Origin of the sequence: Flavobacterium sp. LS1P28, from assembly GCF_003970335.1 — a bacterium.
Classification (GTDB): Bacteria; Bacteroidota; Bacteroidia; order Flavobacteriales; family Flavobacteriaceae; genus Flavobacterium.
Genome location: NZ_RYDI01000006.1, coordinates 17,216 through 30,559 on the forward strand (window position 1 = coordinate 17,216; position 13,344 = coordinate 30,559).

Consider the following 13,344-nt stretch of genomic DNA (forward strand, 5'->3'; position numbering starts at 1 on the left):
AGATAATAATATAAGATTTATTATTTCAATATAAAATAGATGAAAGCATTAGTCATTTCAGGGGGTGGTAGTAAAGGAGCATTTGCAGGCGGGGTAGCAGAATTTCTTTTAGAAAAAGAAGCCGATAAATATGATCTTTTCGTCGGAACTTCAACTGGAAGTTTGCTGATTCCTCATTTGGCTTTAAATAAAATTGAAAAAATAAAAGAAATTTTTACCTCTGTAAATCAGTCCAGTATTTTTAGTAGACGTCCTTTTTTTGTAAAAAATAAAAATGGGGTATTTGTTATTTCGATAAACCATTTTAATGTACTAATCAATCTCATCAGAGGGAGTAAGACTTTTGGAGAAAGTCATAGTTTGAGAAAATTAATTCGAAAATCCATTACTCGTGAAGAGTTTAAAGAATTAAAAGCCGGGAGCAAAGATGTTATCATTACCGTTTCCAATTTGAGCACTAATGAAGTGGAGTACAAGTCAATTAAAGATTTTGAATATTCTGAGTTTTGTGATTGGATCTGGATTTCATGTAATTATCTTCCCTTCATGAGTTTGGTTAATAAAAAAGGAAGTGATTATGGCGATGGTGGATTTACCAATTTAGTACCAATTCGAGAAGCCATAAATCGAGGAGCAACAGAAATTGATGTTATTATCTTGCAAACAGAAACCCAAATTAGTAAAAAAATTATCAGTAGAAACCCTTTCTCTTTATTGGTAAATTTATTTGGGACTGTTCTCGAACAGGTAAAGAAAAAGGACATTGCCATTGGTCTTTTGGCAGCAAAGAATAATAATGTAACCATAAATTTTTATTATACTCCAACGCATTTGACTGATAATGCGCTTTTTTTTAACAAAACAGAAATGAAAAAATGGTGGAAACAAGGTTACGAATACGCATTGACTAAAAGTGAAATTATGAGTGATATAAAATAACTCTTACCACAATTGTCCCACTTCGTTTTTAATATAAGCCAATGCTGCAGTGCTTGGAGAAGGTTTCTCTAATAAATCTTCAATGATAATTTCCCGCAAACTATTTGCGTCTTTTACTCTTTCATTAGTTGTTGCCAAACGAATCATTTGAATGGTTGCATTTTTGGCTGTAACAATAATGGACCAACACTCATCCGAAATGTAGATTTGCTGTGCTAAATTGTGTTCATACTCTTGTTCGATTTGTGCAATTACAAAATTGCGATACTCGTTTTTATCTTCTGAAAGAGGGGTAATTCGAACTAAAAGTTTTGAAGGATTGATCCGTTCCATAAACAAAGCCATACGCTCATAAGCCTGCAAGCGCAGAGGCAATAAGTCTTTTTGAGCGTCTTTTTGTAATAACCAGCGTCTTGTATTTTGTTGGTCTTTGAAATAAGCGTTAAATAAATAATAAGCAACACCTCCAGTAATTAGTGAAGGTATTGTGTAGCCCAGAATTTCTATGATTTTTGTAGAATCCATTTTGATGTGAAAATTATTTAGCAAAAATATACTTTTTTGAGTATAAATCAATTTCTATTTAATAGCAATAAATGAAACCGAATGCTATTTTTGTTGTTCGTAATAAGAATATTTTAATTGAATACTATGATGGAGACTTACGTTTTGGCTTTACTTTGTATTGCGGCCTTTGCTGCTGGATTTATTGATGCAATTGTTGGAGGTGGCGGATTGATACAAACGCCTATGGGATTGATTTTATTACCGAATCTTCCTGTTGCAACCGTAATTGGAACCTTGAAAGTTCCTGCTTTTAGTGGTACTTCCTTTGCAGCGTATCAATATCTGAAAAAGGTAGATATGAACTGGAAACTATTGTCGATTATGATGCTTTTGGCCTTTCCATCGGCATTTTTGGGTTCTACTTTATTGACGTATGTGAGCAATGATTTCATGAAACCGTTATTATTGGTGGTTCTTTCTTTTTTAGTTGTTTACACGTACGCCAAGAAAAATTTTGGACAACATATTGAAAAAAATCATTCCCCAAGAACTCAAATTTGTAATGCTATCGGAATCAGTTTTGTAGTTGGTTTATATGATGGATTTATCGGACCGGGAACCGGAAGTTTTTTGGTTGTGGCTTTTATCGCCATTATGGGTTTCGATTTTTTGCACGCTTCCGCAAATGCGAAAATGGTGAATCTGGCGACAAACTTTGGTTCTATATGTTTGTTTATTTTAAAAGGAAAAATTATTTGGGCAATTGCACTACCCATGGCTGCCAGCAATGCGTTAGGCGGATGGATTGGAGCAAAAATAGCCATTAACAAGGGAAATAGTTTTATTCGGATTTTTTTTTTGGTTGTAGTAATCGGGACTTTAATCCGTTTTGCGTACGATGTATTTTTGAGATAATAAATACAAGAATATCTTATTAAGAAGAGTCGCAAAATGAATTAGCCAATTGTTGTTTTTTGGTACTGAAAACCTCATTCAAAATCGCTATTTTTGCATAATAAAACTTAAAATTTTCCATGCACAAATATATCGATCAACTTAATGAAGCCCAACGTGAACCCGTTTTGCAAAAAGACGGACCCATGATAATTATTGCGGGTGCAGGTTCCGGTAAAACGAGGGTGTTGACTATCAGAATTGCTTATTTGATGAGTCAGGGTGTTGATGCGTTTAGTATCTTATCGCTTACTTTTACCAATAAAGCGGCCCGAGAAATGAAAAAAAGAATTTCGGATATCGTGGGAGCCGGAGAGGCAAAAAATCTTTGGATGGGAACATTTCACTCGGTTTTTGCTCGAATTTTACGCTCAGAAGCAGAACATCTTGGTTATCCTTCAAACTTTACCATATATGATTCTCAGGATTCATTGCGTGCCATTTCCGGAATAATCAAGGAAATGCAACTGGATCGTGATGTGTACAAACCCAAACAGGTTTTAAGCCGAATTTCAAATTTCAAAAACAGTTTGATTACGGTAAAAGCATATTTTAATGATCCTGATTTGCAAGAAGCGGATGCAATGTCTAAAAAACCTCGAATGGGCGAAATTTATCAAAATTATGTGGACCGATGTTTCAAAGCAGGCGCCATGGATTTTGATGATTTGTTATTAAAAACCAATGAATTACTGACTCGTTTTCCGGAAGTTCTGGCCAAATATCAAAACCGTTTTCGCTATATTTTGGTAGATGAGTACCAAGATACAAATCACTCGCAATATCTTATTGTTCGGGCTTTATCCGATAAATTTCAGAATATTTGTGTGGTCGGCGATGATGCACAAAGTATTTATGCGTTTCGTGGTGCAAACATCAATAATATACTGAATTTCCAGAAAGATTATGAAGGCGTAAAAACCTTCAGACTAGAACAAAATTACCGTTCGACAAAGAATATTGTTGAAGCAGCAAACACTATTATTGATAAAAATAAAGTAAAACTGGACAAAATCGTTTGGACCGCCAATGATTTTGGTCCCAAAATAAAGGTTCACCGCAGTTTAACAGACAACGAAGAAGGCCGTTTTGTAGCCGGTACGATTTGGGAGCAAAAAATGCAAAATCAAATGCCTAACGGTGCGTTTGCCATTTTGTACCGGACCAATGCACAATCCCGGGCTATGGAAGATGCGCTTAGAAAAAGAGATATTCCGTACCGGATTTATGGTGGACTTTCTTTCTATCAAAGAAAAGAAGTCAAGGATGTTTTGTGTTATTTACGATTGGTTATTAATCCAAAAGATGAAGAAGCTTTAGTTCGGGTAATTAATTATCCGGCACGTGGGATTGGGAATACAACAATCGAAAAACTAACCATTGCAGCCAATCACTACAAACGTTCGATGTTTGAAGTGATGCAAAACATAGAGCGAATTGATTTAAAACTGAATTCCGGAACCAAGCAAAAGCTATTAGATTTTGTTACGATGATTCAGAGTTTTCAGGCTATAAATGAAAATCAGGATGCGTTTTATTTAGCGGATCATGTTGCCAAAAAAACAGGATTAATTCAGGAATTAAAAAAAGATGCTACACCGGAAGGAATGGCTAAAATTCAGAATATTGAGGAATTACTAAACGGTATTAAGGATTTTACAGATGGCCAAAAAGAAGTGGATGGAGCCCGTGGCGCTTTGTCTGAATTTATGGAAGATGTGGCTCTGGCAACTGATTTAGACAAAGACACCAGTGATGAAGACCGCGTGGCGTTGATGACCATTCACTTAGCTAAAGGATTAGAATTTCCTCATGTTTTTGTAGTGGGAATGGAAGAAGATTTGTTTCCGAGTGCCATGAGTATGAGCACGAGAAGCGAACTAGAAGAAGAACGCCGCTTGTTTTATGTGGCTTTGACCCGTGCAGAGCACCAGGCGTATTTGACCTATGCACAATCACGATACCGTTGGGGAAAATTGACTGATAGTGAACCGTCGCGTTTTATTGAGGAAATCGATAGTCAATATCTGGAATACATGACACCTCCTGAAAATAATTACAGGTATAAACCAATGATTGATAGCGATATTTTTGGTGATGTAGATAAATCTAGATTGCGTCTGGCAAAACCAGCTAACGGAACCCCGCCGACCAAATATAATACAGATAATGAACCTAAATCGGATATAAATATTCGTAAATTGAAACCTGTTAGTAATAATGCTGCTTCAGGAAGTGCTAATTTATTCGATAATAAACTGGTTGCTGGTAATATAGTGATGCACGAACGTTTTGGGAAAGGCGAAGTGTTAAACCTTGAAGGAGTGGGAGCCGACAAAAAAGCCGAAATCAAATTTGAAGTAGGCGGAATAAAGAAATTACTGTTGCGTTTTGCTAAACTGGATATTATTGGATGAAAAACTAAAAAAAAATGGCTCAATTTATAAAAATATACGAAGACAAACCTAACGAAGCAGCAATTGCCAAAGTAGTTAAGGTTTTAAAAGAAGGTGGTTTAGTGATCTATCCCACGGATACTGTTTATGGTTTGGGTTGTGATATTACCAATACCAAAGCATTGGAACGCATAGCGAGAATAAAAGGAGTAAAGCTGGATAAAGCTAATTTTTCTTTTGTTTGCCATGATCTAAGCAACATATCGGATTATGTGAGGCAGATAGACACAGCAACTTTCAAATTATTAAAAAGAGCGTTGCCAGGGCCGTATACTTTTATTTTACCTGGAAATAATAGCTTGCCTAAAGAATTTAAAAAGAAAACAACCGTTGGAATTCGGGTTCCAGACAATGCGATTGCTCTAGAAATAGTTAAAGTATTAGGGAATCCTATTGTTTCTACCTCAATTCATGATGAAGATGATGTGATAGAATATACCACGGATCCGGAACTAATTTTTGAGAAATGGCAAAACCTGGTTGATTTAGTTATTGATGGAGGTAATGGAGACAATATAGGATCCACCATTATTGATTTATCGGGTGATGAGCCAGTTGTAGTTAGAGAAGGCAAAGGAAGTTTAGATATTTTATAAGATTTAAATTTTTGGCAAAATAGTTGCCGATTTACCATAAATTTTTGTGTTTCCCAAGAAGTTACAAATCTATAGGCACCAACTTCAAAAAGCCATAATACAAAAACCCTACAAATTTATAAGTAAAAAATCCTTAAACCACTGATTATCAGTGTGTTTAAGGATTTTTGAAGTGACCTTGACTGGATTCAAACCAGTAACCTCTTGAGCCGTAATCAAGTGCGCTATTCAGTTGCGCCACAAGGCCTTTTTTTGCTATTGATGTCTTAATTAAGGCGTCTTAGCGGGTGCAAATATAAGTATAAATGTGTAATTTGCAAGTCTAAAATTGTAAAAAAACAAAAAAATATGCCATTAAAAAAGTATATACGTGATATTCAGGGATTTCCTAAAGAAGGAATTTTGTTTAAAGACATCACTCCGTTACTAATTAATCCCGAAGCAAGGAATAAATGTCTTGAAATACTGGTTGAATCCTTGAAAGATAAAAAAATTGACAAGGTAATAGGAGTAGAAAGTCGTGGATTTTTCTTTGGAATGTTGATTGCACAAGAATTAAATGTTGGTTTTATTCCGGTTCGTAAGCCGAACAAGTTGCCTTACGAAACTATCTCGGCAACGTATGATTTAGAATATGGAACGGATACTTTAGAAATCCATATTGATGCAATTCAAAAAGGAGACCGAATTCTGATTCACGATGATGTATTGGCAACCGGAGGAACCGCAAGAGCAGTTTGTGAATTGGTGGAACAATTAGGTGGTGAAATCGTGCAATGCAATTTCCTGATGGAATTAGCTTTCTTGAATGGAAGGACAAAAATCAAAGGAAATGAAATTTTTGTAGCAATTACATACTAATTTAAGGTTCGTGTGATTACGTAATACTTAAAGCAATAATCGCGATTTGCAATTTCTTGGCTTTAGCCAAATCCAATCCCTGTTTGGTGAAACTCTGTAAAATGATTTTGTTGAGTTGGCCCAAGATTTTATACATATCGTTTTGTTTTGTAAAAAGATAAAAATAAAGAAAGAGGGTAAAGAGGGCTTTGATTGGGTGATGCTTTTTTATCTCTAAAGCACACTATGTTTATATTATAATTAAAAAAGCTATTTTACATAATATAAATTATAGCGCAAAAAAGACACAGTACATTTAGACCAAAAAACTCACCCTGTTTAGTTACATTAAACGATTACAATCCTTCCTTAAATTATTTAACATGAAGGATATCATTTTTACAGTCTTTTGCTATAAATAATTTTACGATTGGCTGACACCATTTCCGATTTCAGACAAATACGTCTCAAAAGCTTAAAATCACATTATTTTGTTATAATTTATGCTGTTTTAATCTAAATATAGGCCATTTTAATGGTTTTAAAGTATTTCTTTGTGTTACGACGCTTTACCTTGGTTTTGGCGGCTAACGTAAAACTAAACTATTAATAGTAACGGAATAATTTTTGATTTAAGAAACAGACGATCCTATATTATTTTTTTAAATCAGATAAAATCAAGTGAGTTGTAGGCTCTCCATAAACTAAAAGCCGATCAATAAATTGTTGTAGGTGCATTTGATCAACTAGAACGACGTTCATAATAATGTTTTGGGGTCCAGTAATTCTAAAAACCTCATTTATCTCTGGAAAATCTTTCAGCTGATCACAAAACAGCTGTAGTTTTCCACTAAATAACTTGAACAGAATAAAAACCTCTAATCCAAATCCCAGTTTTTGGTTGTTCAGCTGAAGTTTATATCCCTGTATAATAGCAGCATCCTCCAGTTTTTGAATGCGTTCTCTTACGGAAGAAGGTGAAAGTCCAATTTGTTTCCCAATTTCTACATAGGAAGCTCTTGAGTTTATTTCTAATTGCTTTATTATTTTTAAATCTAGAGTATCAACCATTAAAAAAGTTTTAAATGCTTAAAATTACAACTTTTTAACGGAAAATTACTTGTTTATTGATGGATTAAATTTAGATATTTATAGTGCTAATAGTACTTTTGAACCATGGATAACACTTTATTACTACTTATAATTGGAATTTTCACAGGATTTTTTATTCAAACTATGATCGGTTTCGGCGGTGCTTTAATAGCTTTACCTTTTTTGTTGTTAGTCATGCCTTTATCTGAAGCAGTTTCGTATCTTTCTATTTTTTATTTGGTCTCCTCTCCTATTTATGTGTATAAAGAATGGGAACATATAGACAAAAGCTTATTAAAAAAAATTGCTTTTTCTTCCTTTTTTGGAGTGCTTACCGGAATAGTGGTTCTAGTTTATGGAAAACCGCTGATCTTAAAGCAGGCGTTGGGTGTTTTTATTATCCTATTTGTATTAAATAGTCTTCGTGTCAAAAAAAAAGTAGTGATTTTAAAAAAAACGAAACACTTTTTGGGTTTTCTAGGAGGTTTCTTCTCTGGTTTATTTTCTACCGGAGGTCCTTTATATGTAATAATTGTTCAGAATGAAACTAACGATATAAAGACATTTAGGGCTACCATGTTTGGTACTTTAGGCCTGGTTACGCTGATGCGAATGCCTGTTTTGGTTTTAGGTGGCGTGATTACTATGAACCAAATTTACAATTCCCTCTATGTTGTGCCTTTTCTTATTCTTGCTTTATTTCTGGGCAAAAAAGTCTATTTAAAACTTAATGAAGCGCTTATAAAAAGAATCATTTTAGGACTATTATTTCTATCAGGAGTATTGCTGGTTTTTAAAGTATAATTATAGAAATTGTATTGACTCTGCTTTTATCACATTACTGGTCAATGACGGTGCTAAATTTATTTTATTTAGCAGCTCTTTGTCCATTATCATAAATCACATTAGTGTGGAAAGTGGTTTGATTCGCATCTTAATTATTTACCTTTGCAAAAAATTAAAAATTGCGACTTAAATGAATAATACCGAAATGAACAAAAAAAAATACATTAAATTAATCCTCATTTTAGGTTCTCTTACCGCACTTGGCCCATTTTCAATTGATATGTATTTACCTGGTTTTGCCGGAATTGCTAAAGATTTGAATACTTCTGTTGCCAATGTGTCCATGACATTATCCAGTTATTTTATTGGAATTTCTGCTGGACAATTGCTTTATGGTCCGTTATTAGATCGTTTTGGCCGAAAAAAACCGCTCTTTATTGGATTATTGGTTTACATATTAGCCTCTTTGGGCTGCGCATTTGTCACTGATATTGATACTTTTATAGGGCTGAGATTCATTCAGGCTGTTGGGAGCTGTGCTGCTACGGTAGCCTCAGTGTCAATGGTTCGGGATTTATTTCCTGTAAAAGAGATACCTAAAGTCTTTTCTTTATTGATGTTGGTTGTAGGGCTTTCGCCAATGCTGGCACCCACTGTAGGCGGTTATGTTACTACTTATTACGGTTGGCATACTGTATTTTTTATACTGATGTGCATGGGAATTGTAATTCTTGTAGCGGCTCAAATTATTTTGCCTAATACTTTCAAACCGGACACTTCTATATCATTAAAGCCAAAACCAATTATTTCTAATTTTATACGCATTGTTAAAGTGCCTCAATTTTACACCTATGCGTTTACAGGAGCAATCGCTTTTTCTGGTTTATTCACGTATGTGGCAGCCTCTCCTATTTTATTTATGGATATTTTCAAAGTAGATGGTACAACGTATGGCTGGATTTTTGCCTTTATGTCTTTGAGTTTTATAAGCGCCAGTCAGCTTAATTCTTTTTTATTGCGGAAATTTACCAGTGAACAAATGATTTTTGGGGCCTTAATTACACAGTCGGTAATCAGTGTTTTATTTCTGACATTAGCAATCAATGATCTTTTAGGTTTGTATGAAACAATCGCCATGCTGTTTTTATTCTTGGCGTGTTTAGGAATCTCTAATCCTAATACAGCAGGACTGACTCTTGCTCCTTTTTCAAGAAATGCAGGAAGCGCGTCTGCCTTGATGGGTGCGATTCAATTGGGATTAGGTGCTTTGGCCTCTTTTGCGGTTGGTGTTTTTGTAAAAAGCTCTATGTTACCAATGGTTTTGATTATGACAACATCAACAATACTGGCATTGATTATTTTAATTATCGGAAAACGAAACATAAAAAAAACCATTACAACTTCAGGTGATGAAATTGTAATAGCTCATTAACAGTTTATGAAAAAGAATGAATTAATTCATTCTTTTTTGTTTTTTTATTGGTTTCTCCGTTTTTGAAAGGACTTCATTTTTTGCTTGAAGCAAGTGATTGGCCAGGACCTTTTCTATTAGTTCGTCTTTCGTCAAATGATGAAAAACTGTTTTTATTTTATCTTTTAATTCTGTAGCGATGTCATGATTGGGTTTTGTCTTGAAGATTTGCTTCGCCCATAACAACGTATTATTTTCTTCAATACTGGCAAGAGTTGGTTTTTTGAATTCTTTGAATTGTATTCCCAATTCTTTTTCGAATTCAGCAATTTCAACTACTTCTTCCGACTGCAATACCGTCAATGAAAGTCCCTTTGCTCCTGCTCTTGCAGTTCTACCGCTACGATGTACGTATGCTTCATACACATCAGGCAAATGATAATTGACTACATAAGAAATTTCTTTTACATCAATTCCTCTTGCTGCTAAATCTGTTGCGACTAATATATTGATATGTCCTTCGCGGAATTGCTCCATGATTCGGTCTCTAATTCCCTGCGATAAACTTCCGTGTAATGCACCAGAAGAAAACCTATTGATTGCCAAGTTTTTAGCTAATTTATTGACTGCTGCTTTTGTTTTACAAAAAATGATCCCGCGTTCACCCTCTTTAGAATTCAGAAAATGCATCAAAACGTCCAGTTTTTCAATAGGATTTACCACAATGTACTGATGATCAATTCCTTGATTACCTACTGTTTCCATATTGGCACTGACATGTACCACATTTTTATTCAAATAGTTTTGAATCAATTGTTTTATGCTTCCGGGCATGGTGGCCGAGAATAAAAAAGTTTTATGTGCTGCTGGCAATTCAGCAATAATTTCATCTAAGCCTTCTTTTAATATAGTCACCATTTCATCGGCTTCATCGAGCACGAGGAATCTGGTTTCTTTTAAGTTTATGGCTTTGCGCTGAATTAAATCAATTAATCTTCCGGGCGTTGCCACTACAATATGTGTAGGTGTTGCAAGGCGTTCTATTTGCGGTTTGATTGGAATTCCTCCGCATGTTGCTGCAATGGAAACTTCAGGCAAAAAGGTGGCAAAAGACTCTAAATTTTTAAATATTTGTTGGCCTAATTCCCGAGTTGGTGCAAGAATTACTGCTTGAATCAAAGGTGATTTTACATCTATTAATTGTAAAATTGGCAATCCAAATGCGGCTGTTTTTCCGGTACCGGTTTTAGCAAGTCCAACTATATCCGTTGTATTTGACAAAAGTAACGGAATCGTTTTTAGCTGAATTTCTGTTGGTACAACAATTTTCAATTCGGTAATCGCTTTTACTATTGGTGCTGAAATTCCTAAATCAGAGAATTGTTTTGGCATTTTTTTTGAATTTTATATTTTATAAAAAATAGTTGTTTTGTAACGGTAATTTTAGCCCCGATAGCAGTGAAAATCCTTTTATTTTTTCTTTAAAAATAAAAGATTGAAACGAATAGCGGGATTAGCTCCTTGAAAAATAAATATTACTCTTCATCCGGTTCGTTCATGATTTTTTCCCGGTATTTTTTCCCGGTCAATAATACCAGTTTTAATTTGTAATCATCTACTAGCCATTCGCGGTAATTTTTACTGCACTGGCTCAAACATTTTGAATAGCGCTTGATGCGGCAATCGATGTCATCATCCAGTTCTTTTCCCAGCGCTTTTGCTTCTTGTAAGGTTTCAGAATTATCCACACACATGGCGGCATGTTGCTCTAGGGATTTTTCTAGCACTACTTTGGAACGTAAATTTTGTTTGATGATGAGTTTGTGTTCTTCATCCACATCAAAGGTTACTACTTCTGTTTTAGTAAATTTAGCGCGTAATTCCGGTGGCATGCTGTATTTAAAATACAATTCTATTTCTGTATCGTCTCGTAAGTTTTCCAGGTAAAACTCCGGAGATTTAAAGATATGCTGCCAGTTTACCGGCTCACTCCACAGGCCAAATCGGGCGGCGTTATTCCCTAAATCGATCACATTGAAAATATCTTTGTTGGGTAATTTTCTGGAACCACGACCGATCATTTGGTAATATAAGGTCAACGATTTTGTTGCTCTGTTCAGGATTATGGTCTCTACGGTAGGCTCATCAAAACCGGTAGTAAGAATTCCCACTGATGTCAATATGGCATCAGGTGTATGCTTGAACCAATGTAAAATATCTTTTCTTTCCTCGTTATTACTGGTGTTATCTAAATGGCGAATGGCATAACCGGCTTCTCTAAACGTTTCGTATACATATAAGGAGGTGTTGATCCCGTTATTGAAAATCAAGGTTTTCTTGCCTAATGATTTCTCCGTGTAGGCATGCAATAACTTTTCCTGCATGGCCATATTGGTGTACAAATCATCAGATGATTTTACGGTATAATCGCCATTGATCCCTACTTTCAGGGAGGTCAGTCCCACATCATAGCTATAGGTAACTGCTTTGGCTAAAAAGCCATTTGTAATCAAGGAACTAATGGTGTCTCCTACGATTAATTCATCGTAGCTTTCATGCATTGGCAATTTGATATTTGAGCTTAAAGGTGTTGCGGTTACCCCTAAAATAAAAGCATTTTTGAAAGAGCTCAATAATTTGCGAAAGGAATTGTAATGTGCCTCATCAATGATTACCAATCCTACATTATCTAAATGCAGTTTTTCATCGTTGATTCGGTTTTTTAAAGTTTCCACCATGGCTACAAAACAGGAATAATCGTTTTGATCCGGAAGTTCTTTTACTTTACTGTTGATAATTTTGTTTTTCACATCAAAACCCTTCAACATTTTTGAGGTTTGCTTACACAACTCAATTCTGTGGGTCAAAACAACTACTTTTTTATCATGTTGCGATAAATAACGGCGCACAATTTCAGAAAAAACCACTGTTTTTCCACCACCGGTGGGCAATTGGTATAACAAATGGTGTTGTGGCGGTGCATTATCAATGCGCTCAAAGATGGCATCTATATCGCCTTTTTGGTACGCATAAAGTTCTTTTTTGTCTTCTATTTCTATTTCTAAAGTGTTTTGGGACATTGCTTATTGTTGGGTTTTTGCAAAAATACGCCTAAAAAACAGTTTAAGTATCAATTTTTATTAAAAATAAACGGAATGATTAAATAAATTTGAATTATGTGAGGATTTAATATTCTAATCGTTCTAAAATGGCATTAAATTCTGGTTCATTGTACCATTTTTGCAAAATAGTTTCAGTGTGTATGGCACTAATTCTGGGTTTAAAATCAGTAAGTATTCCATTTGCAATCAAGAAAACAACGGCTTGCTGAAAGGAATTGTACATGCTTTTGAAAAATAATTCTTGCTTTATATCCTGTTCTGATGAGAATGTTTGTGCTATTTCAATATTGTAAAGCATTACATCCGCAATTACAAAAGGATCTACTCCCAAAAGTGTAAAGTGCTTAATGTATTTTTGGGCAACGGAACGCCTCATTTTAGGTTTGCTACGCCTTCCGGATTTTTTCAGAGGATAATATTCATTGGAAATTTTGAGTTTGCATTCCTGCAAAAGCGTTTCTTCTTTTGGATTAAAAACAAAATCATAATAGACTTTTACAGAACTGAATTTTTCGTACAATTCGAGTATTTGCTCTTCGAGTTGTTCTTTATTCAATTCGGCTACATATTTTTTTAAATCGCGTTTGCTCATTATCAAAGTTTAAGATTACAAAAGTAATTTACTTTAGGAATCAATGCGT

General features: G+C 34.7%; 13 protein-coding genes and 1 tRNA gene. 7 read left to right on the forward strand and 7 right to left on the reverse strand.

The annotated features are described in order from the left end of the window. The first annotated feature begins 39 nt into the window (after positions 1 to 39). Complete coding sequence (locus EKL97_RS06640; RefSeq protein WP_126459609.1) at positions 40 to 939, forward strand: patatin family protein; 900 nt, start codon at positions 40 to 42, stop codon at positions 937 to 939. A 3-nt stretch (positions 940 to 942) separates the two neighbouring features. Here the strand turns inward: EKL97_RS06640 and EKL97_RS06645 are convergent, their stop codons facing one another. Further along, the gene (locus EKL97_RS06645; protein ID WP_126514826.1) at positions 943 to 1,464 is read right to left on the reverse strand and encodes a hypothetical protein; all 522 of its coding nucleotides are present in this window, start codon (positions 1,462 to 1,464) and stop codon (positions 943 to 945) included. A gap of 129 nt (positions 1,465 to 1,593) precedes the next feature. Here EKL97_RS06645 and EKL97_RS06650 point away from each other — a divergent pair, with 129 nt between their 5' ends. The 3 genes from EKL97_RS06650 (at position 1,594) to EKL97_RS06660 (ending at position 5,452) form a co-directional block, all read left to right on the forward strand. Next, on the forward strand, positions 1,594 to 2,361 hold the full coding sequence (locus tag EKL97_RS06650; protein WP_126568555.1) for a sulfite exporter TauE/SafE family protein: 768 nt from the start codon (positions 1,594 to 1,596) through the stop codon (positions 2,359 to 2,361). A gap of 119 nt (positions 2,362 to 2,480) precedes the next feature. Next, positions 2,481 to 4,817 (forward strand): ATP-dependent helicase, encoded by a 2,337-nt coding sequence (locus tag EKL97_RS06655; protein WP_126568501.1) that lies wholly within the window; start codon positions 2,481 to 2,483, stop codon positions 4,815 to 4,817. 14 nt (positions 4,818 to 4,831) lie between these two features. Next, positions 4,832 to 5,452, forward strand: a complete 621-nt coding sequence (locus EKL97_RS06660; protein WP_126568502.1) for an L-threonylcarbamoyladenylate synthase — start codon at positions 4,832 to 4,834, stop codon at positions 5,450 to 5,452. A 173-nt stretch (positions 5,453 to 5,625) separates the two neighbouring features. On the opposite strand, the gene EKL97_RS06665 is transcribed toward EKL97_RS06660, so the two are convergent. Further along, a tRNA-Arg gene (locus EKL97_RS06665) sits at positions 5,626 to 5,699 on the reverse strand. Between the two features lie 101 nt (positions 5,700 to 5,800). Here EKL97_RS06665 and EKL97_RS06670 point away from each other — a divergent pair. Next, positions 5,801 to 6,313, forward strand: a complete 513-nt coding sequence (locus EKL97_RS06670) for an adenine phosphoribosyltransferase (RefSeq protein ID WP_126561571.1) — start codon at positions 5,801 to 5,803, stop codon at positions 6,311 to 6,313. Positions 6,314 to 6,329: 16 nt separating this feature from the next. On the opposite strand, the gene EKL97_RS06675 is transcribed toward EKL97_RS06670, so the two are convergent. Beyond that, positions 6,330 to 6,449: an SsrA-binding protein gene (locus EKL97_RS06675; RefSeq protein ID WP_197037188.1), complete on the reverse strand. Its 120-nt coding sequence runs from the start codon at positions 6,447 to 6,449 to the stop codon at positions 6,330 to 6,332. Between the two features lie 497 nt (positions 6,450 to 6,946). Next, positions 6,947 to 7,363 (reverse strand): Lrp/AsnC family transcriptional regulator, encoded by a 417-nt coding sequence (locus EKL97_RS06680; protein WP_126459625.1) that lies wholly within the window; start codon positions 7,361 to 7,363, stop codon positions 6,947 to 6,949. A 105-nt stretch (positions 7,364 to 7,468) separates the two neighbouring features. Between EKL97_RS06680 and EKL97_RS06685 the strand changes: the two genes are divergently transcribed. Both EKL97_RS06685 and EKL97_RS06690 read left to right on the forward strand, forming a co-directional pair. Then, on the forward strand, positions 7,469 to 8,188 hold the full coding sequence (locus EKL97_RS06685; protein WP_197037189.1) for a sulfite exporter TauE/SafE family protein: 720 nt from the start codon (positions 7,469 to 7,471) through the stop codon (positions 8,186 to 8,188). A gap of 187 nt (positions 8,189 to 8,375) precedes the next feature. Continuing rightward, on the forward strand, positions 8,376 to 9,602 hold the full coding sequence (locus tag EKL97_RS06690) for a multidrug effflux MFS transporter (protein ID WP_126568556.1): 1,227 nt from the start codon (positions 8,376 to 8,378) through the stop codon (positions 9,600 to 9,602). A 21-nt stretch (positions 9,603 to 9,623) separates the two neighbouring features. On the opposite strand, the gene EKL97_RS06695 is transcribed toward EKL97_RS06690, so the two are convergent. The 3 genes from EKL97_RS06695 to EKL97_RS06705 form a co-directional block, all read right to left on the reverse strand. After that, positions 9,624 to 10,973, reverse strand: a complete 1,350-nt coding sequence (locus tag EKL97_RS06695) for a DEAD/DEAH box helicase (protein WP_126568503.1) — start codon at positions 10,971 to 10,973, stop codon at positions 9,624 to 9,626. A 143-nt stretch (positions 10,974 to 11,116) separates the two neighbouring features. After that, a complete protein-coding gene (locus EKL97_RS06700; RefSeq protein ID WP_126553275.1) occupies positions 11,117 to 12,661 on the reverse strand; it encodes a DEAD/DEAH box helicase in 1,545 nt (514 codons plus the stop codon). A 106-nt stretch (positions 12,662 to 12,767) separates the two neighbouring features. Further along, complete coding sequence (locus EKL97_RS06705) at positions 12,768 to 13,295, reverse strand: DUF6155 family protein (RefSeq protein ID WP_126568504.1); 528 nt, start codon at positions 13,293 to 13,295, stop codon at positions 12,768 to 12,770. Positions 13,296 to 13,344 lie beyond the last annotated feature (49 nt).

What these genes read in the sequence shown, in the direction of transcription:
- EKL97_RS06640 (WP_126459609.1), top strand. Translation starts at nt 40, where the DNA reads ATGAAAGCATTAGTCATTTCAGGGGGTGGTAGTAAAGGAGCATTTGCA.
- EKL97_RS06655 (WP_126568501.1), top strand. Translation starts at nt 2,481, where the DNA reads ATGCACAAATATATCGATCAACTTAATGAAGCCCAACGTGAACCCGTT.
- EKL97_RS06695 (WP_126568503.1), bottom strand. Translation starts at nt 10,973, where the DNA reads ATGCCAAAACAATTCTCTGATTTAGGAATTTCAGCACCAATAGTAAAA.
- EKL97_RS06685 (WP_197037189.1), top strand. Translation starts at nt 7,469, where the DNA reads ATGGATAACACTTTATTACTACTTATAATTGGAATTTTCACAGGATTT.
- EKL97_RS06700 (WP_126553275.1), bottom strand. Translation starts at nt 12,661, where the DNA reads ATGTCCCAAAACACTTTAGAAATAGAAATAGAAGACAAAAAAGAACTT.
- EKL97_RS06650 (WP_126568555.1), top strand. Translation starts at nt 1,594, where the DNA reads ATGGAGACTTACGTTTTGGCTTTACTTTGTATTGCGGCCTTTGCTGCT.
- EKL97_RS06660 (WP_126568502.1), top strand. Translation starts at nt 4,832, where the DNA reads ATGGCTCAATTTATAAAAATATACGAAGACAAACCTAACGAAGCAGCA.
- EKL97_RS06705 (WP_126568504.1), bottom strand. Translation starts at nt 13,295, where the DNA reads ATGAGCAAACGCGATTTAAAAAAATATGTAGCCGAATTGAATAAAGAA.
- EKL97_RS06675 (WP_197037188.1), bottom strand. Translation starts at nt 6,449, where the DNA reads ATGTATAAAATCTTGGGCCAACTCAACAAAATCATTTTACAGAGTTTC.
- EKL97_RS06645 (WP_126514826.1), bottom strand. Translation starts at nt 1,464, where the DNA reads ATGGATTCTACAAAAATCATAGAAATTCTGGGCTACACAATACCTTCA.
- EKL97_RS06680 (WP_126459625.1), bottom strand. Translation starts at nt 7,363, where the DNA reads ATGGTTGATACTCTAGATTTAAAAATAATAAAGCAATTAGAAATAAAC.
- EKL97_RS06670 (WP_126561571.1), top strand. Translation starts at nt 5,801, where the DNA reads ATGCCATTAAAAAAGTATATACGTGATATTCAGGGATTTCCTAAAGAA.
- EKL97_RS06690 (WP_126568556.1), top strand. Translation starts at nt 8,376, where the DNA reads ATGAACAAAAAAAAATACATTAAATTAATCCTCATTTTAGGTTCTCTT.